The organism is Alloalcanivorax venustensis ISO4, from assembly GCF_015356855.1.
GTDB lineage: Bacteria > Pseudomonadota > Gammaproteobacteria > Pseudomonadales > Alcanivoracaceae > Alloalcanivorax > Alloalcanivorax venustensis.
This window is the reverse complement of record NZ_ARXR01000012.1, coordinates 19,273-41,422: the sequence shown is the minus strand read 5'-3', so window position 1 is coordinate 41,422 and position 22,150 is coordinate 19,273. Positions and strand designations below refer to the sequence as shown.

Sequence of the window (22,150 nt, the reverse complement as noted above, 5' to 3'; positions counted from 1 at the left end):
ACTTTATGTTTTTCAAAACGTTGGAACATGAAACGCAAGACGCCCGGGCCTACCTGATGGAGGCTCCGGTTCTCACGGCAATACCCGAGGGTCGCTTTGACCTGAACAGTTACAGCTACTTTTTAAGTCAGGCCTACCACCATGTGAAACATACGGTGCCGTTAATGATGGCCTGTGGGTCGCGATTACCGCCACGTCTGGAATGGGTACGGGAAGCGCTGGTCGACTATATCCGCGACGAATATGGCCATCAGGAATGGATTCTCAACGATCTGGAGGCCTTGGGCGAGGACGCGGAAGCCGTTCGCAACGGGCGCCCGGATCGGCCCATCGAGATGATGATCGCCTGGCTCTACGACGCGATACAAAGAGGGAATCCGATGTCGTTTTTTGGCATGGTCCACGTCCTGGAAGGCACCAGCATCAAGCTCGCCACGCCGCTGGGCGAACAGGTACAGAAAACCCTGGGTCTGCCGGAAAACGCCTTCAGCTATCTGTACTCCCACGGTGCCCTTGATCAGGATCATTTCCAGTTCTTTACCAGCTTGATCAACCGAATCGAACGCAGCGACGACCAGCAGGCGGTTATTCACGCCAGCCAAGTCATCTATCGACTGTATGGCGACATGCTGCACGCGATCCCCGTCGCCACACGGAAACAGGCCGCTGCCCGGGAGCACGTTGATGTCCGCTCTGTCTGATCAGACCTGGCTGCTGCTGGGTGCCAGCGGTGGTATTGGTGGCGCCTTGCTGGACCGGCTTCTGGATGCCGGGGCCACGGTGATCGTCACCGCCCGGAAGTCGACCACCAGCGGGTACTGGGCAGGCCGGGAGCGGGTGATTCAAGCCACTTTGGATTTGAGCGCCGACAATCTTGGTGAGCAACTGAAAGCATTGCTCAGCGAATACGGCGTTCCTGACGGGGTGATCCATTGCGCCGGCGTGAATCGCTTCGTGGATGTGGAGGGAAATGACGACAGGAGCCTGAACGAGATGCTCAACGTCAACCTGCGTAGCCCCATGGTTCTGGCGCGAGAGCTGACCCCGGCGTTTCGGCGGCGGGGCCACGGCACCTATCTGTTCGTCGGCTCCACATTCGGCAGCATCGGCTACCCCGGATACAGCGCTTACTGCGCCAGCAAGTTCGGACTGCGAGGTTTTGTGGAAGCGCTGCGCAGGGAATTGGCCGACACCGATATCCGTGTGCGCTATGTGGCGCCCAGGGCGACACGCACGACGATGAACGGCAGCGAGGTGGAAGCCCTCAACGAAGCGCTGGGCAATCACATGGATGCGCCGGATACCGTCGCCGCCGAGATCATGGCAACGCTGGGAAAGGAGTCCCGCCGTGCCTGCATTTTTATAGGTTGGCCAGAAAAGTTGTTCGTCCGTATCAACGCTCTTCTGCCTCTGCTGGTGGACAAGGCGTTAAGCAAACAACTCCCGATTATTCAGCACTATTTGAAAGACAGGACCCCATGACCATGAGCCGATTAAACACTCCTTTTTTAACCGCCTTTCTGCTTGCCCTGGTAATGCTCCCTTGGCAAGCCCATGCGGATGCGTTCGACGATGAGTTACTGGCTATACAAACACGCTGGGCGGAAATTCAGTATCAATCGCCGGAGGATCAGCGCGCCAAACAGTTCGAGACTCTCCAGCAGCGCACGCAAAGCTTCGCCCAACGACACCCGCAGCGTCCGGAAGCAAAGATATGGGACGGTATCGTATTAAGCACCTGGGCCGGCGTCAAAGGCGGGCTGGGCGCACTGTCTTTGGTGAAAAGCGCACGCGCGGATTTTGAGCAAGCTATCAAGCAGGATCCGTCCAGTCTGGACGGCTCCGCGCTGACGTCCTTGGGCAGTCTCTATTATCAAGTGCCCGGCTGGCCGATCGGCTTTGGCGACGACGACAAAGCCCGGGAGCTGTTAACCAGAGCCCTGGAACTCAACCCGGATGGCATCGACAGCAATTACTTCTATGCCGATTACCTGCTCAACCAGGGAAACGATAGCGAGGCGCGCCGCTACTTCAATAAAGCCCTACAGGCACCGCCCCGTCCGCAACGGCCGCTCGCCGACCAGGGACGCCAGCAGGAAATCCGAGACAAGCTTAAACAGCTGGACTCGTAGCACCTTCGTTGCACAAGGGGGTCAGCCGCCGCGATAGTCTCTCGGCGTCTGACCACTCCAGCGTTTGAACGCCCGCGAAAAGTTAGCCACATCGTTATAGCCAACGGCGAAGGCGACCTCGCTGATCCGCTTGCCCCGTTCTCCGAGCAGCTTGCAGGCCTGCCGGTACCGGGCTTCATCCTGAAGCTGCCGGTAGGTGAGACCGGCCTGTTGAAGGTGACGTTTGAGCGTGCGTGGCGACGTGGCCAGGCGCTCGGCCATATCGGCGAGATCCGGCAGCGGTGCCGGGTGGTCGCGCAGCACCGCGCGCACCCGTTCGGGCAAAGGCCCTTCCTGATTGGCGCGCCAGCGCCGGAATTCCAGTTCGCACTGCTCCCGGGCCAGGGCTTCCGCCTGCGGGTCGGCCAGCCGCGGCCGCGCCGCCAGCAACGCTTCGGAGACGATCAGCGCGTCCCGCGCCTGGCCGTAGTGCACCGGCACCGGCACCGCCCTGCGCAGGGCCTCGGCGTGCGGCGGCGGCGCGCCCTGGAAGTGCACTTCCGCGCCCTCCGGGCTCGCCTCCAGAAGCTGCTCCAGCATGTAGACGAAGCCGATCACCATCGCCTCGATGACGAAGTTTTGGATCGGGCCGGGGCTGAAGTCGGTGCGGAAGCTGAGCGCCTGGCGCCGCTCGGCCAGGGGCACCCGCTCCACGCTCAGGAACGGCGCGCGCAGCCCCAGATAGCGGCGCGCCGCCTCCAGGCCGTCGTCCATGGTGGGGCTGGACAGCGCCAGCAGCCCCACCGGGCCGTGCAGCGTGATGCGCATGGCGCGGGCGTAGCGGAAGCCGAGGCCGGCGTCGCCGACCAGCGCCAGGGCCGCCTCGGCGGCGGCGTCCGCCTGCTCCAGGGGCAGCCGGTACTCGGGATCCAGCAGTTGCTCGCGCTTAAGGCCCAGCGTCTTCAGCAGCGCCGCCGGGTCATGCCCCAGATCGCGGAGGACATCGCACAGCAGCACCACATAGATGCCGGGAATACCGGGGGTGAACCAGGTCCGGCCTGAAACGACCACAGGTTGGCCCTCCACAACAAGACGGGAAGGCACGACTGGACCATAGTTGTTGACATCAATCAATGGCAGAAACCCCGGAGTCGCCATGAAACTGCTTTCCCGTTCCCGCCGCGCCGTTCAGCGTTTGCCGATTCGGCCGCGCCGCATGAACTTCCGTTTCAAAGGCCTGGAGAACACCCGCTACTGGTTCGACGACGATCCGGTGCTGACCCATTTCATGAACGTGCTGTCGGTGACCTTCCCGGACGGCGAACGCTTCTTCGTGGACGCGGTGCGCGCCTTCCGCGACCGGGTCGACGACCCGCAGCGCCAGAAGGACATTTCCGGCTTTATCGGCCAGGAGGCGATGCACTCCCTGGAGCATCAGGCGTTCAACGATCTGGTGTCCGGCAAGGGCTATGAAGCGCTGGTGGAAAAAGCGCTGGGCGTAACCCGGCATCTGCTGGCCGGTGGCCGCAAGCACCTGAGCGCCGAAGAGCAATTGGCCGCCACCGCCGGCCTGGAGCACATCACCGCGATTCTCGCCGACACCATTCTGCGGCGCGGCGACATGGTGGAGAAAATGGACCCGTCGGTGCGTGACCTGTGGGTGTGGCACTCCATCGAGGAGACCGAGCACAAAGCGGTGGCCTTCGACCTCTATCAGGACGTGGACGGCGGCTACTGGCGCCGCCAGCGCACCTTCTTTACCGGCACCGCCTATCTGATCGGTTTCAGCGCCTACTTCACCTGGCAGTTCCTCAAGCAGGACGGCGTTAACCGCCAGCCGCTGACCCTGGCCAAGGGCCTGTGGAAGATGTTCGGCTACCGCGGCGTGGTGAGCGCGGCGATCCCGGCCTGGTTCCAGTATCTGCGCCCGGACTTCCACCCCTGGCAGGACGACAACACCCACCTGCTGGACGCCTGGCGCGCCACCCTGCCCGAGCCGGCGGTGTCCGCCGCCGCCTGATCCGGTCCGCGAAAAAAATGGACAGCGGAAAACCGCCCCTTCATCCTTTGGGGCGGTTTTCAGCGTCAGGCGGACCCATGACTTCGGACAACGATCCCACTTCCAAACCTGCCTCCGGCAAGGACCGGCTGTTCGCCGAACAGGACCGGGCGATCAGCGACTTTGATTTCGGCGAGAGCACCGCCCGGGTGTTCGACGACATGCTGGATCGCAGCATCCCCCAGTACGGCGAGCTGCAACGCATGATCGGCGAGCTGGCCGGCGAATTCGCCACCCCCGGCTCGCGGGTCTACGACCTGGGCTGCTCCACCGGCCTCACACTGAAAAGCCTGGACCGCACGGTGGACGCCGCCGCCACCCTGGTGGGCGTAGACTATTCTCCGGCAATGCTGGAAAAGGCCCGCGACAACCTCAGCGGCCAGCACCAGTCCGGCCGCCTGCGGCTGGAGCACGCCGACCTGAACGACGGCATCCTGATCGAGAACGCCTCCGTGGTGGTGCTCAACCTGACCCTGCAGTTCGTGCGTCCGGTCAATCGGGAGAGCCTGCTGCGCTCGGTGGTGGACGGCCTCAACCCCGGCGGCGTGCTGATCCTGGTGGAAAAGGTGCTGGGCAGCGACGCCCTGCTCAACCGGCTGTGGATCAAGCTCTACTACGACATGAAAAAGCGCAACGGCTACTCGGAAACCGAGATCGCCAAAAAGCGGGAAGCGCTGGAGAACGTGCTGATTCCCTACCGCCCGGACGAGAACATCAAGATTCTCGCCCGCAGCGGCCTGGATAACGTGGATATGTTCTTTAAGTGGTACAACTTTGCAGGTTTTTTGGGGGTGAAGGCGTAGCGGGCGCGGTGCCCGCCTTCCCTGGCGATGGGCTTTTGCCACTAGAGGGCCCGGCCCGGCCATCCCTGGCCGGGCGTAAATCGCGCTGCGAAGCAGTGCTTCGGTCGCGATTTACCCCTCCTGCAGAAGCTTCCGCAGGTCCACCAGGGAGGCGTTGGCGCGGGTGATGTAGTTGGCCATCACCAGCGAGTGGTTGGCGAACACCCCGAAACCGGAGCCGTTCAGAATCACCGGGCTCCACAGCGTCTGCTGGGTGGCTTCCAGTTCGCGCACCATCTGCCGGAAGCTGACGGTGGCGTTCTTGCGGCGCAACACGTCGGCGAAGTCCACTTCCACCGCACGCATCAGCTGCACCAGCGCCCAGGAGGCACCGCGCGCTTCATAGAAAACGTTGTCGATCTCCATCCAGCCGGTCTTCACGAAGCGCTCTTCCTTGTCCAGCTCGCCCACCGGGGTGTCGTTGTCGGTGTTCAGCTGGGTGCGGCCGACGCTCTGGCTGAGGCTCAGGCTCAGGGAACCGAGCCGGTTCTGCACTTCGTTGAGCCAGTAGTTGAGGTTGTCGGCGCGGGCGTAGAACTGGGCGCTGCCGTCCTGGCGCTTGAGCGCTTCCAGGTAATTCTCCAGCGCGCGAATGCCGCGCCGGTACTCGCTCTCGGTGGCCGGCATCGCCCAGCTTTCGGCGTCGAAGTTGAACTGCGGCTCGGCGATGGCCAGGAAGGTGTCTTCCTGGCTTTGCGACTGGGAGCGGCTCATATCGCGGCGCATCACCCGGGTCACGTCGCGCAGCTGCACCAGCACGCCGAACTCCCAGGACGGCATGTTATCCAGCCACAGCCGGTGCGGCAGCATGTCGTTGCTGAGGTAGCCGCCGGGCTTGTCGAGCAGGGTGCTGGCCACATGGATCACTTCCCGGGTCATGGTCTCGCCGGCCACCGCGCCGTCACGGCGGTTCACTTCCGACAGGTCCGGCTCCCAGCTCCAGTACCAGCCCAGCGCCACATCCACCAGCAGCAGAATGGCCAGCAGCCACAGCAGGCCTTTCCAGATGCGGTTGTTCCGGGGGTCCAGCAGGGTATCCCCGACCTTTTGTCCGAATTTGTCGTCCGTCATTATCGTTCCCGAGTGTCGTCTTATCCCACGAGGCTACCAGAGTAACGTCAAGCAGCGGAGAAGGGCGACCTCCACGACGTTTAGTTTTGCGTCGCCGGGCCGGGGCGGCGAGAATGACGCGCCAGTGGTCCATGCGGCTGACCTTAACCCGGCGCTAATCCAGGCCCCGGCATACTTGTGCGGTGTTTTTCCCGGCCTATCCGGGAACCCGGCCTCCGGTCCGGCATCGAAAGGCTGTATCCAGTGGGAGGAATAGATGACGTTGACTCTGCGCATGCTGATCGCGGTGGTGGGGCTCGCTTTGAGCGTGGCCGCCCCGGCGCTGTCCCTGGGGGGCGGCGACAGCCCGTTCGGCGGCGGCGATGACCGCCTGCCCAACGTGGACGAAGCGATCCAGGTGGTACCCGACGCGGACTGGGACCGCCAGCAGCTGCTGGTCAGCTTCAGCATGCTCGACCGGGTCTACCTCTACCGCCACCGCCTCGACTTCACCCTGCGCGACGCCAACGGCAACCTGCTGGACGATTTCGACGACCTGGAACTGCCCCCCGGCGAGGCCAAGACCGACGAAATCTACGGCGACGTCAACGTGTTCTTCGGCCAGCTCGACGTGCGCCTGCCGCTGGACAGCGTGCCCCTGGCCGACACCGAGCTGGAAGTGCGGTACCAGGGCTGTATCGAGGACAAGCTGTGCTACCCGCCGGAGGTCCGCACCTTCTCGTTCAGCGCGCCCGGCCCGGAGCGCGCCCCGGCCGCCGACGCGCCGGCGGCCGGCGAGGTCTCGGCAAACGACGGCGCCGCGGCCGGCGAGCCCCGCGACGGCGAGGACGGCTTCTTCAGCATTCTGCTCTCCGAGGACGCCAACGCCTTCAACAGCTGGATGCACGACCGCAACCTGGGGCTGATCGTGGCGCTGTTCTTCGCCGGCGGCCTGCTGCTGGCCTTCACCCCCTGCGTGTTCCCCATGGTGCCGATCCTGTCCGGCATCATCGCCGGGCAAAGCGATTCCAGCGCCCGCCGCGGCTTTATACTCAGCTGCGCCTATGTGCTCGGCGTGGCGGTGCCGTACACCCTGGCCGGCCTGCTGGTGGCGGTGTTCGGCGCCGGCCTCAACCTGCAGTTTCTGCTCCAGCAGCCGGCGGCCATCCTCACCAGCGTGGTGATCTTCGTGCTGCTGGCACTGTCCATGTTCGGGCTCTATGAGCTTCAGTTACCGGAGCGGCTGCGCAACCGGCTCAACAACGCCGGGCCCAACGGCCGCGGCGGGCTGGGCGGCGCCGTGCTAATGGGCGTGATTTCCGCCCTGGTGGTGTCCCCCTGCGTCACCCCGATCCTGGCCGGCGCCCTGCTCTACGTGGCCGGCACCGGCGACGCGGTCACCGGCGCCGCCTCGCTGTTCGCCCTGGCCCTGGGCATGGGCGTGCCGTTGATCATCTTCGGCACCGGCGGCGGCCATTTCCTGCCCCGCGCCGGCCAGTGGATGGAAGACATCAAACGCTTCTTCGGCGTCGTCATGCTGGGCGTCGCCATCTGGCTGCTCGACCGCATTGTCAGCGACACCCTGACGCTGGCCTTCTACGGCCTGTTGCTGGCGGTGTACGGCGTGCAGCTGGGCGCCCTGGAACCGGTGCGCGAAGGCGGCTCGCGTCTGAAACGGGGCCTCGCCCTGGTGCTGGCCCTGTACGGCGCGATCATGGTGGTGGGCGCCGCCGGCGGCGGCAGCGACCCCTGGCAGCCGCTCAAACCCCTCACCCAGCCGCAAACCGAAAGCAGCGGCCAGGCCGGCGGCGACAACACCGCCGCCACGGCGGACGACGGCCAGCACGGCCCCTGGATCGACGTGGACGGCCGCCAGGGCCTGCGCGACGCCCTGGCCCGCTCCGCCGACGCGGACAAACCGGTGCTGGTGGATTTCTTCGCCGAATGGTGCGTGGCCTGCAAGGTCATGGAAGACACCACCCTCAGCGACCCGCGCGTGCTCGACGCCATGGCCGGCTATGACCTCTACCGGGTCGACATCACCGAGATCAACCAGGAAAACCAGAACATCATGGCCGACTACGACATCTTCGGCCTGCCCAGCTTCGTGTTCTTCGCCCCCGACGGCGAAGAGGTGCCCGAATCCCGCGTGCTGGGCGAGATGGACAGCGAGCGTTTCCTCAAGCATCTGGAGCGGCGCGTGACGCCGCATCTTTGACCCCGCGCACATACATGTAACCAATGGTGTAAAGTCCTTTTTTCCTTCATGAGATACCCTTAGACTCCCAAATATAGGGAAAAGTCGGACAAACTGGCTTTTTGCCACACGTTCAACGCAGATAACGACAAATTCAGGGGTATACGCCTTGGCTAGCATCCTCGTCCTGCATGGGCCCAACCTGAACCTGCTGGGCCGCCGCGAGCCGGACCAGTACGGCGCCGCCACCCTGGCGGAGATCGATCAGGCACTGATGGACCAGGCCGCCGAGGCCGGACACCACCTGCAGCATCTGCAAAGCAACGCCGAGTACGAACTGATCGAACGCATCCACGGCGCCCCCGCGGAAGGCATCGATTTCATTCTGTTCAACCCGGCCGCGTTCACCCACACCAGCGTGGCACTGCGCGACGCTCTGCTGGCGGTGCGGATTCCGTTCATCGAGGTGCACCTGTCCAACGTGCACCGCCGTGAAACCTTCCGGCACCACTCTTACTTCTCCGACATCGCCGAGGGCGTCATTTGCGGCCTGGGCGCCACCGGCTACCGGCTGGCGCTGGCCGCCGCTCTGGAAAAACTGGATCAGGCACAGGAATGAGCATGGACATTCGAAAAATCAAGAAGCTGATCGAACTGCTGGAAGAGTCCGGCATTGAAGAACTGGAAATTCAGGAAGGCGAGGAATCCGTGCGCATCAGCCGTGGCAGCCGCCACGCGGCGCCGGTGTACGCCCCGCAGCCCTCGGCCCCCGCGCCCGCACCGGCGGCCCCGGCTCCGGAAGCGGCGCCCCCCGCCCAGGACGACACCCCCAGCGGCCATATGGTGCGCTCGCCGATGGTCGGCACCTTCTACCGCTCCCCGTCCCCGGGCGCGGCCTCGTTCGTGGAGGTGGGCCAGAAAGTGAAAGCCGGCGACGTGCTGTGCATCGTCGAGGCGATGAAGATGATGAACCAGATCGAGGCGGACAAATCCGGCACCATCGACGCCATTCTCGTGGAGGACGGCGAGCCGGTGGAATTCGACCAGCCCCTGTTCTCCATCGTTTAACGGGGGTTGCCCATGCTGGAAAAAGTACTGATTGCCAACCGAGGCGAAATCGCCCTGCGGATTCTGCGCGCCTGTAAAGAGATGGGCATCCGCACCGTGGCGGTGTATTCCAAGGCCGACCGGGATCTGATGCACGTGCGCCTGGCGGATGAGGCGGTCTGCATCGGCCCGGCCCCGTCGGCCAATTCCTACCTGAACATCCCGGCGATCATCAGCGCCGCGGAGGTCACCGACGCCGACGCCATCCATCCCGGCTACGGCTTCCTGGCGGAAAACGCGGACTTCGCCGAGAGCGTCGAACGCTCCGGCTTTATCTTCATCGGGCCGCGCGCGGAAACCATTCGCCTGATGGGCAACAAGGTGTCCGCCATTGAAGCGATGAAGAAAGCCGGTGTGCCGACGGTGCCCGGCTCCAGCGGTTCGGTGGGCGACGACGCCGACGCGGCGCTGATAATGGCCGAGGAGATCGGCTACCCGGTGATCATCAAGGCGGCCTCCGGCGGCGGCGGGCGCGGCATGCGCGTGGTGGAAAGCCGCGACCAGCTGCTCAACGCCATCACCCTGACCCGCTCGGAAGCCAAGAACGCCTTCGGCGACGCCACCGTCTACATGGAAAAGTTTCTGCAGAGACCGCGCCATGTGGAAATCCAGGTGCTGTCCGACGGCGCCGGCCATGCCATTCACCTGGGCGACCGGGACTGCTCCCTGCAGCGCCGCCACCAGAAAGTGGTGGAGGAGGCGCCGGCCCCGGACATCCCCCTGCATCTGAAGAACGAAGTGGCGAAACGCTGCGTGGACGCCTGCAAGGAGATCAACTACCGCGGCGCCGGCACCTTCGAATTCCTCTACGAGGACGAGCGCTTCTACTTCATCGAGATGAACACCCGTGTGCAGGTGGAACACCCGGTCAGTGAAATGATCACCGGCGTGGACATCGTCAAGGAACAGCTGCGCATCGCCGGCGACAACGCCCTCAGGCTGAAGCAGGAGGACGTCACCTTCCTCGGCCATGCCATCGAAGTGCGCGTCAACGCCGAGGATCCGGTCACCTTCGTGCCCAGCCCCGGCCGCATCAGCTACTTCCACGCCCCCGGCGGCAACGGCGTGCGGGTGGACTCCCACGTCTACGGCGGCTACACGGTACCGCCCTACTACGACTCGCTGATCGGCAAGCTGATCACCTGGGGCGAAAACCGGGACGTTGCGTTCGCGCGCATGCGCAACGCCCTGGATGAAATCGTGGTGGAGGGCATCAAGACCAACGTGGCCCTGCACCGGGACAAGATTTTCCGCGACCCCGCGTTCCAGAAAGGCGGCGTGGACATCCACCACCTGGAGAAGAAGCTCGGTTCATGAGCTGGCTTCAGCTCCACATCGCCACCGACCCGGACCACGCCGACGCTTTCCAGGACGCCCTGGAAGCGCTCGGCGCCGGCGCGGTGACGCTCACCGACGGCGCCGACCAGCCGGTCTTCGAGCCGCCCCCGGGGGCCCGCCCCCTGTGGCGCACCACCGTGGTCACCGCCCTGTTCAGCGACGACACCGACACCGACGCCATCCTCGCCCGCCTGGGCGAGCAGGGTCTGGTGTTCGCCGATCACCGTGTCGAAGCACTGGCCGACCAGGCCTGGGAACGGGCCTGGATGGACGACTTCCAGCCCATGCGCTTCGGCGAGCGGCTGTGGATCGTACCCAGCTGGAGCGACCCGCCGCAGCCGGACGCGGTCAATCTCAAGCTGGACCCGGGCCTGGCGTTCGGCACCGGCACCCATGACACCACCGCGCTGTGCCTGGAGTGGCTGGAGCAGACCGACCTGGACGGCAAGCAGGTGCTGGACTTCGGCTGCGGCTCCGGGGTGCTGGCGATCGCCGCGCTGCTGCTGGGCGCGGAGCGGGCGCTGGGCACCGACATCGACCACCAGGCGCTCACCGCCAGCGCCGACAACGCCGCCGCCAACGGCGTCGGCGAGCGGCTCGATCTGTGCCTGCCGGAGGCCCTGGCCACCGACTATCAGTGCGACCTGCTGGTGGCCAATATTCTCGCCGCGCCGCTGATCGAGCTGGCGCCGGTGCTGGCGGGCCGCTGCCGCCCGGGCGCGCCGATGGCGCTGTCCGGTATCCTCGCCGGTCAGGCGCAAAGCGTGCGCGACGCCTACGCGCCCTGGTTCGATCTCAGCCCCACCCGGCAGCGCGGCGACTGGGTGCGGGTGGACGGGGTTCGCAAGGCGGACAGATAAGCGGCCGCGGCGCTTGCCGCCACCCCCTGTTTTTCTGTACAACAAACTTTCTATCCCTCAAAACATAAAAACCATGGCCGGCCAGTACAAAACCCGCTGCCCGCATTGCGGTGCCCAATTCAAGATCAGCGACGAGCACCTGGGGCAGGCCCGGGGTGCGGTGCGCTGTGGTTCCTGTCTGCAGATCTTCCAGGCCACCGATCACTTCGTCGGCGAAACGCCGGCGCGGCCCCACGCCGATGACAACGACACCACCCCCACCGGCGATAACGCCGGGCAATGGCAGTACGCCCTCGACGACGACGAGGACACCGACGGCCGGGACGACGGCAAAAAAAGCGGCGGCTTCGGCGATAGCGAGCTGAGCGATTCGTTCCTGTCCCTGGACCGCGACGGCGACGAAGGGCTGGGTGAGGACTTCTCGGACATGGAAGGCGCCGGCCGGGCCGGCGGCAGCGACGACACCGATGAAGCCTGGGCGGAAGCGCTGCTGGAAGACCTGGACGACGAGGACGAGCCGGCCCCGGCCAGCGCGCCGCCGCCGAAACCCCGCCCGGCGGCCGCGTCCCGCCCGGACCCGATCAGCGAACACGACGACCAGTTCGAGTTTCTGAACAGCACCCCGACCCGGCGCCATAAAGTCGCCAACGAGCGCCTGGACTACATGGCGGCGCCACCCTCCGGGCCGGCGGTGACCGCCAAATGGGCACTGCTGTCGGTGCTCGCCCTGGTGCTGCTGGCGGCTCAATACGCCTTCTTCCATTTCGACACCCTGGCGCGCTCGCCGCAGTGGCGGCCGCTCTACGCGGAGGCCTGCCAGCTGCTCGGTTGCCAGTTGCCGCTGCAGACCGACCTGAGCCGGCTGCGCGGCGCCAACCTGGTGGTGCGCAGCCATCCGCACTACCAGAACGCCCTGATGGTGGATGCGCTGCTGTTCAATGAGGGCGACTGGCCGCAGCCGTTCCCGGCGCTGGAGCTGACCTTCAAGGATCTGCGCGGCGACACCGTGGCCATGCGCCGCTTCGCGCCGTCGGAATATCTGCGCGGCGAGCTGGCCGGGCTGGACGCCATGCCGGTGGATACCCCGGTGCACATTGCCCTGGAAATCGTCGATCCCGGCGAGCGCGCGGTGAACTACAACCTGCGCCTGCGCGCCCCCGCGCCGCCGTCGTCCCGGGTGTCCCAGCGGCCCTGATTGATCACGGGCCTTTCCCCCGGCGCTCCGGGTCACTATCATTGTCGCCCCGCGCGGCCCGCGCGGGGCACTTTCAACAGTGTTCCAGGCGACACCTGACTGCCAACCGAACCCGAATCCAGCATGCAAATCGGCTCCTACCTGCTCCCCAACCCCTTGATTCTCGCGCCCATGGCCGGCGTGACGGATCGTCCTTTCCGGCATTTATGCCGGGAGCTGGGCGCCGGGCTGGTGGTGTCCGAAATGGTGACTTCCGACACCCGGCTGTGGGACACCCGCAAGTCCGCCCACCGGCTCGACCATAGCGGCGAGCCGGGGCCGGTGTCGGTGCAGATCGCCGGCGGCGAACCGGACATGCTGGCGCACGCGGCCCGGGCCAATGTGGACCGGGGCGCGCAGATCATCGATATCAACATGGGCTGCCCGGCGAAAAAGGTGTGCAAGCGCGCCGCCGGCTCCGCACTGCTTTCCGACCCGGACCTGGTGGCCCGGATTCTGGACGCGGTGGTGGCGGCGGTGGACGTGCCGGTGACCCTGAAAATCCGCACCGGCCCGACCCGCGACGATCGCAATGCCGTGGCCATCGCCCGCATCGCCGAGCAGGCCGGTATCCAGGCGCTGGCGATCCATGGACGCACCCGCGCCGACAAGTTCAACGGCGAGGCGGAGTTCCACACCGTCCGCGACGTTGTGGCCGCGGTGGGCATCCCTGTTATCGCCAACGGTGATATCAATTCGCCACAAAAAGCCCAACGGATACTGGAAACCACGGGTGCCAGTGGTATCATGATCGGCCGCGCTGCCCAGGGTAATCCCTGGATCTTCCAGGACACCGTGCATTACCTGGATCACGGTCGGCTGCCCCCGGCGCCGAAGGTCGAAGACGTGGCTGCCCGCGTCCTCGCGCACCTGATCGACCTGCATCGCTTTTACGGGGACTACTCCGGCGTGCGCATCGCCCGCAAGCATCTGGGCTGGTATACGCAACACCTGCCCGGCGGGGAAGATTTTCGGCGCGGGTTCAACAAACTGGAAAAGGCCGGCCAACAACGGCGGGCCATTGAGCAGTTTTTCCAACAGATCAGCGCCCTCGGCGACCGGATTCGAATCGGTGGCTACGGCGAGGTGTCTGCCCGGAACAAAGACGGAGCATTGGCCGCATGACCCTTTCTTCAATGAAGACCGCTGCTGCACGGACACTGACAGAAATGAATACCGCTGAATCGCGCAAACCCCATCTCACGCTGGCCCGCAGCGAAACCCACGACACGCTGCGCAACTGCGTGCGACGGTCGCTCGCCGATTACTTCAACCAGCTGGAAGGCGAGCCGGTCAGCGAGCTGTATCAGATGGTGCTGGCGGAAATGGAAATCCCTCTGCTTGAGAAAGTTCTCGAGTACACCCGCGGCAACCAGACCAAGGCCGCCGAGCTGCTGGGCCTGAACCGCGGCACGCTGCGCAAGAAACTCAAGCAATACGGCTTGCTCTGAACGCAACCCGTGACGACAGGGGCAGTTTCCGACTGCCCCTTTCTTATTTTTAAGGTGATCATCCCATGAGCAAGGCCGTTGAACGCGCGCTGATCAGCGTCTCGGATAAAACCGGCATCGTCGATTTCGCCCGCGCCCTCGCCGACCGGGGCGTGGAGCTGTTGTCCACCGGCGGTACTTTCCGCGCCATCCAGGAAGCGGGCATCGCGGTACGCGAAGTGTCCGACTACACCGGCTTCCCGGAAATGATGGACGGCCGGGTGAAAACCCTGCACCCCAAGGTGCACGGCGGCATCCTCGGCCGGCGCGGCCAGGACGATGCGGTGATGGCGGATAACGACATTCGCCCCATCGACCTGGTGGTGGTCAACCTCTACCCCTTTGAACAGACCGTGGCGCGGCCCGACTGCAGCCTCGAGGACGCCATCGAGAACATCGACATCGGCGGCCCCACCATGGTGCGCTCGGCGGCCAAGAACCACGCCCATGTGGGCATCGTCACCGACGCCGGCGACTACGCCCGCGTGCTCGACGATCTGAACGGCAACGGCGGCGCCCTGTCCGACGGCCTGCGTTTCGACCTGGCGATCAAGGCGTTCGAGCACACCGCCGCCTACGACAGCGCCATCGCCAACCACTTCGGCAAGCTGGTGGGCGAGGACAATCAGGATTTCCCGCGCACCATCAACCTGAACTTCAAGAAAGCCCAGGGCATGCGCTACGGCGAGAACCCCCACCAGAAAGCGGCTTTCTATGTGGAGCGTCAGCCCGGCCAGGCGTCCGTGGCCACCGCCCGCCAGCTGCAGGGCAAGGCGCTCAGCTACAACAACATCGCCGACACCGACGCCGCCCTGGAGTGCGTGAAGTCCTTCAGCAAGCCGGCCTGCGTGATCGTCAAGCACGCCAACCCGTGCGGCGTGGCGGTCAGCCTGGAGGGCATCGATCAGGCCTACGAGCTGGCCTTCGCCACCGACCCGGAAAGCGCCTTCGGCGGCATCATCGCCTTTAACCGGGAACTGGACGCGGCCACCGCCAAGGCGATCGTCGACCGCCAGTTCGTGGAAGTGATCATCGCGCCCAAGGTGTCCGAAGAGGCCCTGGCCATCACCGCCGCCAAGAAGAACGTGCGCGTGCTGGTGTGCGGCGAATGGGACGGCGCCACCGCCGGCGGCCTGGACTACAAGCGCGTCAACGGCGGCCTGCTGGTGCAGGACCGGGACGTGGGCATGATCACCGAGAAAGACCTCAAGGTGGTGACCAAGCGCGCCCCCACCGAGGCGGAACTGCACGACGCCATTTTCGCCTGGAAGGTGGCCAAGTTCGTCAAGTCCAACGCCATCGTCTACGCCAAGAACCGGCAGACCGTGGGCGTCGGCGCCGGCCAGATGAGCCGCGTTAATTCCGCGCGCATCGCCGCCATCAAAGCCGAGCACGCGGGTCTGGAAGTGGCCGGTTCGGTGATGGCCTCCGACGCCTTCTTCCCGTTCCGCGACGGCCTGGACAACGCCGGCAAGGCGGGCATCCGCTGCGTGATCCAGCCGGGCGGCTCGATCCGCGACGAGGAAGTGATCGCCGCCGCCGACGAAGCGGACATCGCCATGGTGTTCACCGGCATGCGGCATTTCCGGCACTAAGCAAGGATAAGAGAATCGAGCCCATGAAAGTCCTGATCATCGGCGGCGGTGGCCGCGAGCACGCCCTGGCCTGGAAAGTGGCGCAAGCGGAACAGGTGGAGAAAGTGCTGGTGGCGCCGGGCAACGCCGGCACCGCCCGCGACGCCAAGCTGGAAAACGTGGCCCTGGACGTCAACGATCAGACCGGCCTGGCCGACCTGGCCGAGCGCGAAGGCGTGGCGCTGACCATCGTCGGCCCCGAGGCGCCGCTGGTGGACGGCCTGGTGGACTACTTCCAGAGCCGCGGCCTGAAGTGCTTCGGCCCCGGCAAGGCCGCCGCCCAGCTGGAAGGCTCCAAGGCCTTCACCAAGGACTTTCTGGCCCGCCAGAACATCCCCACCGCCGCCTACGGCAACTTCACCGATGTGAACGAAGCCCTCGCCTATGTGCGCGAGCAGGGCGCGCCGATCGTGATCAAGGCCGACGGCCTGGCCGCCGGCAAGGGCGTGATCGTGGCGATGACCCTGGAAGAGGCGGAAGCCGCCGTGCGCGATATGCTCGACGGCAACAAATTCGGCGACGCCGGCCACCGGGTGGTGGTGGAGGAATTCCTCGACGGCGAGGAAGCCAGCTTCATTGTCATGGTGGACGGCGAGCACATCCTGCCGATGGCCACCAGCCAGGACCACAAGCGCGTCGGCGACGGCGACACCGGCCCCAACACCGGCGGCATGGGCGCCTACTCACCGGCGCCTGTGGTCACCGATCAGGTGCACCAGCGCATCATGGAAGAAGTGATCCGCCCCACCGTGGCCGGCATGGCCGCCGAAGGCATGCCCTACACCGGCTTTTTGTACGCCGGCCTGATGATCAGCCCGGACGGCCACCCCAAGGTGATCGAGTACAACTGCCGCTTCGGCGACCCGGAAACCCAGCCGATCATGATGCGCCTGAACAGCAGCCTGGCGGACCTCTGCCTGGCGGCGCTGGACGGCGCCCTGGATACCGTCACCGCTGAGTGGGACCCGCGCCCGGCCCTGGGCGTGGTGCTGGCCGCCGGCGGCTACCCGGACGCCTACCGCAAGGGCGATGTGATCCACGGCCTGGACGGCGCCGATTCGGACACCGTCAAAGTATTCCACGCCGGCACCCGCGAGGACGACGGCCAGGTGGTGACCAGCGGCGGCCGCGTGCTGTGCGTCACCGCCCTGGGCGACACCGTGGCCCAGGCCCAGCAGCGCGCCTACCAGGCGGTGCAGGGCATCGGCTGGGACGACGCCTATCACAGAAGCGACATCGGCTACCGTGCAGTGGCCCGGGAAAAGGCTTAGCATACCCCCTCAGAATAACGAATGAGAAAACCCCGGGGGAGCCATGACCGCATCCACATCGGTGGACACCGCCGGCACGCCCGACGTGTCCCGCCTGAGCGCCTTTATTCCCTTCGACGGCCTGAGCCCGTCGCACCTGCGCGAAATCGAACAGCAGATCACCGTGCACCGGCTCCCCGCCGGCCGGTTGCTGTTCAAGCGCGGCCAGAGCGGCGACAAGGCCTACTTTCTGATCGACGGCGAGCTGGACCTGATCGATGCCGGCTTCACGGTGCGCCCGTTCGCCGCCGACGACGATGAGAACTACCTGGCCGTGGACAACTACCCCCGTCATACGGTCAACGCCATCACCCGCGACAGCGCCACCCTCTACAGCATCGACCGGGACAAGCTGGACCTGCTGATGGCCTGGACCCAGGCCACCGAGCTGATGCCCGGCGAGCACGACAGCGACGGCGAGGACCATAACTGGATGGACGCGCTGCTGGCCTCGGGGCTGTTCGCGCAAATGCCGCCGGCCAAGCTGCACGCCCTGTTCGTGAAGTTCCAGCCCCGCGAGGTGGAACTGGGCGAAACCGTGGTGCGCGAAGGCGAAAGCGGCGATACCTTCTACGTGATCAAGCGCGGCAAGGCGATGGTCAGCCGCGCCGGCGCCGGCGGCGATCAGCCGGTGGCCGGCCTGGCCGCCGGCCGCTTCTTCGGCGAGGACGCCCTGATCAGCGACCAGCCGCGCAACGCCACCGTGACCATGACCAGCGACGGCGAACTGATGTGCCTGGACAAAGCCGACTTCCAGGCCATTCTGCAGGCCACGGTGATCCGCCGCCTCAGCGAGGACCAGCTGGAAGACCGCGTGCTGGAAGGCGAACGCGCCCATGTGCTGATCGACGTGCGCCTGCCCATGGAGGCACGCCACGACCTGATCCCCGGTGCCCGCAACCTGCCGCTCAACCAATTGCGCGAGCAGGCGCCCCGCCTGGAGCAGGAATTCACCTACATCCTCTGCGCCGAAGGTCGACGCAGTGAACTGGGAGCCTATATCCTCTCCGAGGCGGGCTTGGACGCCTATGTGCTGGATCGGGGACATGATGACACTAGGGAAGAACAACAACACAGCGAACGGAACATGGCGGCCAACGCCGAAAGCTGAACGCCACCGGCCGTCACGGCCCCCGGCCTGGCTGCGCTGGCTGCCGGCCCTGCTGATGCTGCTGGCGACCGCCGTCCAGGCGGCGCCGCCGCCCCCCTACGTGGTCAGCAGCCTGCCCGACAACGCACGCCTCACCATCTATTCGGAATACCTGCCCGACCCGGACGGCACCCTGAGCCTGGAGGCGGTCACCGCCGGCGATTTCGAGGGCCGCTTCAAACCGGCCTCGCGGTTCGTGGAACGGCTGGGCCTGAGCGACCACCCCTGGTGGATCCGCATCGCGGTGCAGAACGAACTGGGCGACCAGCGCCGCTTTGCCCTGATGCAGGGGCCCCGCCACTACTTCGACAGTGAATTCTTCCTGCCCGGCGACGGCGGCTACCGCCCCGCCGGGCCCGGCGAGCGCTTCGTGCACCGCACCCCGGTCTATCTGGTCGACCTGCCCCCCGGGGAACCCCAGGTGTTCTACTGGCGGGTCAATCCGCGCGGCAGCCTGATCTACTCCATCAACCTGAGCACCCTGCCGGCGGCGCTCGGCAACGACCCGCTGTTCGCACTCTATTGGCTGCTGTTCGGCGTGATGCTGGCGCTGGCCGTCTATAACGGCCTGGTGGCGCTGATGCGCGGCGGCATCAGCCACGGTTACCACGCCGGCTTCCTGCTCGCCCTGGCCGGCCTGGTGCTGTTTTCGTCCGGCATCCTGGCCGGCCACTCGCTGATCGGCGCCTGGCTGCCGCAACTGAAGATGGGCAGCCTGATGCTGGCGATCATCGGCGCCAGCGGCGTCGGCCGAACCTTCGTGGACAGCCGCCACAACGCGCCGCTGCTGGACCGCCTGCTGCGCGGCCTGACCCTGCTGGCGCTGCTGTTTCTGGTGGCGGTGCCCTGGCTGCCGATCGCCGGCGCCCTGGCCGCCGCCTTCGGGCTGGGCCTGGCCGCCGCCGCTCTGCTGGTGGCCCTGGGCTACCAGGCCTGGCACCGCGAGGTGCCGCTGGGCGCCCTGTATTTCTTTACCAGCCTGCTGGTGGGCAGCCCGGTGGTGCTGGGCTGCCTGACCATGCTCGGCCTGGTGCAGAGCAACGTGGACCTGGGCCTGTGCGTGATGATCACCGTCAACCTGGCCGGCTTTATCCAGGCCGCCGGCCTGCGCATCCAGCACCACCAGCACCTGCATGTGAAGATGGAGCACCGGCGCAGCCAGAGCGTGGCGGACACCGTCGACACCACCCGCCGGGAGACCCTGGCGCGCATGGGGCACGACGTGCGCACGCCGCTGAGCGGCATTCTCGGCATGGCCGAAATTCTTGAGGACACGCCGCTGACGCCCAACCAGAAGGACTGCGTGGGCGGCATCCGCAATGCCGGCGAGAGCCTGCTCAAGATCATCAACGATGTGCTGGAATACTCACAGCTGTCCGACCAGGGCGCCGACATCAACCGCGAGGCCCTGGACGCCAACGAGCTGCTGATGGGCGCGGTGGATCTGTTCCGCGAGCGGGCGGAAGAGAAGCAGGTGGAGCTGATCACCCACGTGCACACCAACCTGCCGGCGCGCATGGAGGGCGACCCCGGCCGGCTGCGCCAGGTGCTCACCAATCTGATGGGCGCCTTCATACGCCATGCGCAGCCCGGCGAGCTGATCATCGACATTTCCCTGGAGCCCACCGGCCGGGCCGGCCAGGTGCGCTTCGAATTCAGCGGCACGGCGTTGCGGCCCGGTACCTTCCGGGCGCTGCGCGACCCCGCCGCCCGCCAGGACAGCAGCAACCTCAACCTGTCGATCGCCGAGCAACTGGTGGAGGCCATGCAGGGCCGCGCCGGCGAGCGCGACGAGCACGGCGGCGACGTGGCCTACTGGTTCGTGCTGCCGCTGCCGGCCATGGAGGCGCCGCCCAGCGGCCCGGACACCGACATCAGCGCGCTGCAGGGCCGCAGCATGCTGGTGGTCGACGACTCCAGCACCGTCACCCGGGTGATCCGCCATCTGGCCCTGGGCTGGGGCATGCGCGTCACCGCCTGCCACGACCCGCGCGAGGCGCTGGCGTCGCTGCGCACCCAGGCCAACATCAACGAACCCTACGACATCGTGCTGCTGGACCACCACATGCCGGGCATGAACGGCCTGCAGCTGGCGGCGCGCATCCACGAGGACCCGGTGATCACCCACCCCACCACGCTGATCATGCTCACCGGCGTGAACAACGCCCCCACCGCCACCGAAGCGCGCAACGTGAGCATCCACCGGGTGCTCACCAAGCCGGTGTCGGCGCCGCGCCTGAAGCAGGCGCTGGCGGAGGAAATGGGCCTGCGCCGGCCGGTGCGCGAACAGGGGCAGCCGGAAACCCCGGACCCGGCGCTCAAACTGCTGGTGGTGGAGGATCACAAGCTCAGCCAGAAGGTGATTCGCGGCATGCTCAGCAAGCTGGGGCTGAGCGCGGACCTGGCCGCCAACGGCAAGGAAGCCCTGGCGATGGCCACCGAAAAGCGCTACGACCTGATCCTGATGGATTGCGAGATGCCGGAGATGGACGGCTTCGAGGCCACCCAGCGGATCCGTGAGTACGAGCGCCGCCAGGGCCTGGTGGCGGTGCCGATCGTCGCCCTTACCGCCCACATTCTGCGCGAGCACCGCGAGCGCAGCCTGGCCTCGGGGATGAACGCGCACATCCCCAAACCGGTGGAGATGAGCGTGCTGCGCGAGGCGCTGGTGCGCTTTACCCGGAAGGATCCGGGCGCGGCAGACGGCGACGCCAACTGACCGGCGACTCGCCGCGCCAGCGGCGGAACGCGCGGCTGAACGAGCTGGACTCGGCGAACCCCAGCAACAGGGCGATCTCAGTCAGGTTGAGCGCCGGGTCTCGCAGGTAGAGCTCGGCCAGGCTGCGGCGCAGGCCGTCGAGCACTTCCTGATAGGCCAGCCCCTGGCGCTGCAGCCGGCTCTGCAGGGTGCGCACGGTGAGCCCCAGTTCCGCGGCCACCGCGTCCACGGACGGGTCGCCACTGCCCAGACGCCGGTAGATCGCCGAGCGCACCCGGCTGAGCAGATTGCCGTGGGCGTCGAAATCCGCCAGCAAGGCGCCGGCCTCCTTCTCCATCATCCGCCCCAGCCCCGGGTCGGCGCTTTCCAGGGAGTGGCGCAGCAGCGCGGCCGGCAAACGCACGCCGTCGAAGTCGGCGTTAAATCGCACCGGCGCCTGGAACCAGTCCCGGTAACGGGCGGCGTCCGCCGGCGGCGGATGGCGGAAGCACACCTCCGCCGGGGCCGCGCCGGGCGGCATCAGCGGGCGCATGAAGGTCACCCAGCCGGTGATCGCCGCCTCGGTGAGCATGCGGCCCGGCTCCCCCGCCACCGGGCACCGCCAGCACAGACGCACCTGGTCGCCCTCGTCATGGCGTTCGGTGCGTCCCAGATTGCCGGACAGCTTCTCGAAGCGCATCAGACGCTCGATGGCTTCGTCCAGATCGCGGCTGGCGAGAATCACGTAGCCCAGCACCTGGTAGGAACGGGGCCGCACCCGGCGCCCGGTTTCAAAGCCCAGGCCGGGGTCGCCGCAGGCTTCCAGAATCACCAGAAACAGGCGCATCACATCGAGCAGCGGCAGCAGCCGCCCCGGGTCGTTGAACACGGCGCCGTCGATGCCCGCCTGTTCCAGCACCGTGGCCCGCTGCAAGCGATAGTGCGCGAGCAGATCCGGCAGCACCGAGTCGACAAAGGCGGCGGACACGCTGCGGTCGGTGCCGGCCACCGCGGGACTGATGTGCATGATGCCCTGGCCCTCTGTTTCACTGGTCGATGAAGCGGTTATG

General features: G+C 66.2%; 20 protein-coding genes. 17 read left to right on the top strand and 3 right to left on the bottom strand.

All coding sequences use genetic code 11. The features are described 5' to 3' along the window. Positions 1–5 precede the first annotated feature (5 nt). From ISO4_RS08995 to ISO4_RS08985, 3 genes are read left to right on the top strand one after another with little or no spacing between them, the layout of a single operon-like run. On the top strand, positions 6–701 hold the full coding sequence (locus ISO4_RS08995) for a TenA family transcriptional regulator (RefSeq protein ID WP_194855971.1): 696 nt from the start codon (positions 6–8) through the stop codon (positions 699–701). Further along, positions 685–1,482 (top strand): SDR family oxidoreductase, encoded by a 798-nt coding sequence (locus ISO4_RS08990; protein ID WP_194855970.1) that lies wholly within the window; start codon positions 685–687, stop codon positions 1,480–1,482. The genes ISO4_RS08995 and ISO4_RS08990 overlap by 17 nt, the downstream gene beginning before the upstream one ends. Continuing rightward, the gene (locus tag ISO4_RS08985; RefSeq protein WP_228548021.1) at positions 1,479–2,132 is read left to right on the top strand and encodes a tetratricopeptide repeat protein; all 654 of its coding nucleotides are present in this window, start codon (positions 1,479–1,481) and stop codon (positions 2,130–2,132) included. The genes ISO4_RS08990 and ISO4_RS08985 overlap by 4 nt, the downstream gene beginning before the upstream one ends. Positions 2,133–2,153: 21 nt before the next feature. Here ISO4_RS08985 and ISO4_RS08980 read toward each other — a convergent pair whose 3' ends face one another. Next, positions 2,154–3,182, bottom strand: coding sequence for an AraC family transcriptional regulator (locus tag ISO4_RS08980; protein ID WP_194855969.1), 1,029 nt, complete (start codon positions 3,180–3,182; stop codon positions 2,154–2,156). Positions 3,183–3,267: 85 nt separating this feature from the next. Between ISO4_RS08980 and ISO4_RS08975 the strand changes: the two genes are divergently transcribed. Continuing rightward, a complete protein-coding gene (locus ISO4_RS08975) occupies positions 3,268–4,131 on the top strand; it encodes a metal-dependent hydrolase (protein ID WP_142949607.1) in 864 nt (287 codons plus the stop codon). Between the two features lie 77 nt (positions 4,132–4,208). After that, positions 4,209–4,973, top strand: coding sequence for a carboxy-S-adenosyl-L-methionine synthase CmoA (gene cmoA / locus ISO4_RS08970; protein ID WP_194855968.1), 765 nt, complete (start codon positions 4,209–4,211; stop codon positions 4,971–4,973). Positions 4,974–5,084: 111 nt separating this feature from the next. On the opposite strand, the gene ISO4_RS08965 is transcribed toward cmoA, so the two are convergent. Beyond that, positions 5,085–6,083: a DUF2333 family protein gene (locus ISO4_RS08965; RefSeq protein WP_142949609.1), complete on the bottom strand. Its 999-nt coding sequence runs from the start codon at positions 6,081–6,083 to the stop codon at positions 5,085–5,087. A gap of 256 nt (positions 6,084–6,339) precedes the next feature. On the opposite strand from ISO4_RS08965, the gene dsbD reads away from it, so the two are divergent. The 12 genes from dsbD to ISO4_RS08905 all read left to right on the top strand — a co-directional run bounded on the left by dsbD (position 6,340) and on the right by ISO4_RS08905 (position 21,101). Further along, entirely contained in the window at positions 6,340–8,280 is a 1,941-nt protein-coding gene (dsbD, locus tag ISO4_RS08960) for a protein-disulfide reductase DsbD (RefSeq protein WP_228548020.1), read from the top strand. Positions 8,281–8,428: 148 nt separating this feature from the next. Next, complete coding sequence (aroQ, locus tag ISO4_RS08955) at positions 8,429–8,878, top strand: type II 3-dehydroquinate dehydratase (protein WP_142947270.1); 450 nt, start codon at positions 8,429–8,431, stop codon at positions 8,876–8,878. 2 nt (positions 8,879–8,880) lie between these two features. Next, positions 8,881–9,327, top strand: a complete 447-nt coding sequence (gene accB / locus ISO4_RS08950; protein WP_194855967.1) for an acetyl-CoA carboxylase biotin carboxyl carrier protein — start codon at positions 8,881–8,883, stop codon at positions 9,325–9,327. A 12-nt stretch (positions 9,328–9,339) separates the two neighbouring features. After that, positions 9,340–10,683, top strand: a complete 1,344-nt coding sequence (gene accC, locus ISO4_RS08945) for an acetyl-CoA carboxylase biotin carboxylase subunit (RefSeq protein WP_194855966.1) — start codon at positions 9,340–9,342, stop codon at positions 10,681–10,683. Beyond that, positions 10,680–11,564: a 50S ribosomal protein L11 methyltransferase gene (gene prmA, locus ISO4_RS08940; RefSeq protein ID WP_194855965.1), complete on the top strand. Its 885-nt coding sequence runs from the start codon at positions 10,680–10,682 to the stop codon at positions 11,562–11,564. Before accC ends, prmA begins: the two co-directional genes overlap by 4 nt. A gap of 73 nt (positions 11,565–11,637) precedes the next feature. Continuing rightward, the gene (locus ISO4_RS08935) at positions 11,638–12,759 is read left to right on the top strand and encodes a DUF3426 domain-containing protein (protein WP_194855964.1); all 1,122 of its coding nucleotides are present in this window, start codon (positions 11,638–11,640) and stop codon (positions 12,757–12,759) included. Positions 12,760–12,882: 123 nt separating this feature from the next. After that, complete coding sequence (gene dusB, locus ISO4_RS08930; protein WP_194855963.1) at positions 12,883–13,923, top strand: tRNA dihydrouridine synthase DusB; 1,041 nt, start codon at positions 12,883–12,885, stop codon at positions 13,921–13,923. Positions 13,924–13,967: 44 nt separating this feature from the next. After that, positions 13,968–14,249, top strand: a complete 282-nt coding sequence (gene fis, locus ISO4_RS08925) for a DNA-binding transcriptional regulator Fis (protein ID WP_067606742.1) — start codon at positions 13,968–13,970, stop codon at positions 14,247–14,249. A gap of 65 nt (positions 14,250–14,314) precedes the next feature. After that, a complete protein-coding gene (gene purH / locus ISO4_RS08920; protein WP_142947276.1) occupies positions 14,315–15,883 on the top strand; it encodes a bifunctional phosphoribosylaminoimidazolecarboxamide formyltransferase/IMP cyclohydrolase in 1,569 nt (522 codons plus the stop codon). Between the two features lie 23 nt (positions 15,884–15,906). Beyond that, on the top strand, positions 15,907–17,193 hold the full coding sequence (purD, locus tag ISO4_RS08915) for a phosphoribosylamine--glycine ligase (protein ID WP_194855962.1): 1,287 nt from the start codon (positions 15,907–15,909) through the stop codon (positions 17,191–17,193). 43 nt (positions 17,194–17,236) lie between these two features. Then, complete coding sequence (locus tag ISO4_RS08910; RefSeq protein WP_194855961.1) at positions 17,237–18,343, top strand: cyclic nucleotide-binding domain-containing protein; 1,107 nt, start codon at positions 17,237–17,239, stop codon at positions 18,341–18,343. Continuing rightward, positions 18,279–21,101, top strand: coding sequence for a response regulator (locus tag ISO4_RS08905; protein ID WP_228548019.1), 2,823 nt, complete (start codon positions 18,279–18,281; stop codon positions 21,099–21,101). Before ISO4_RS08910 ends, ISO4_RS08905 begins: the two co-directional genes overlap by 65 nt. Here ISO4_RS08905 and ISO4_RS08900 read toward each other — a convergent pair. Further along, entirely contained in the window at positions 21,058–22,107 is a 1,050-nt protein-coding gene (locus ISO4_RS08900; RefSeq protein ID WP_142947279.1) for an AraC family transcriptional regulator, read from the bottom strand. The genes ISO4_RS08905 and ISO4_RS08900 overlap by 44 nt on opposite strands. Between the last annotated feature and the right edge of the window lie 43 nt (positions 22,108–22,150).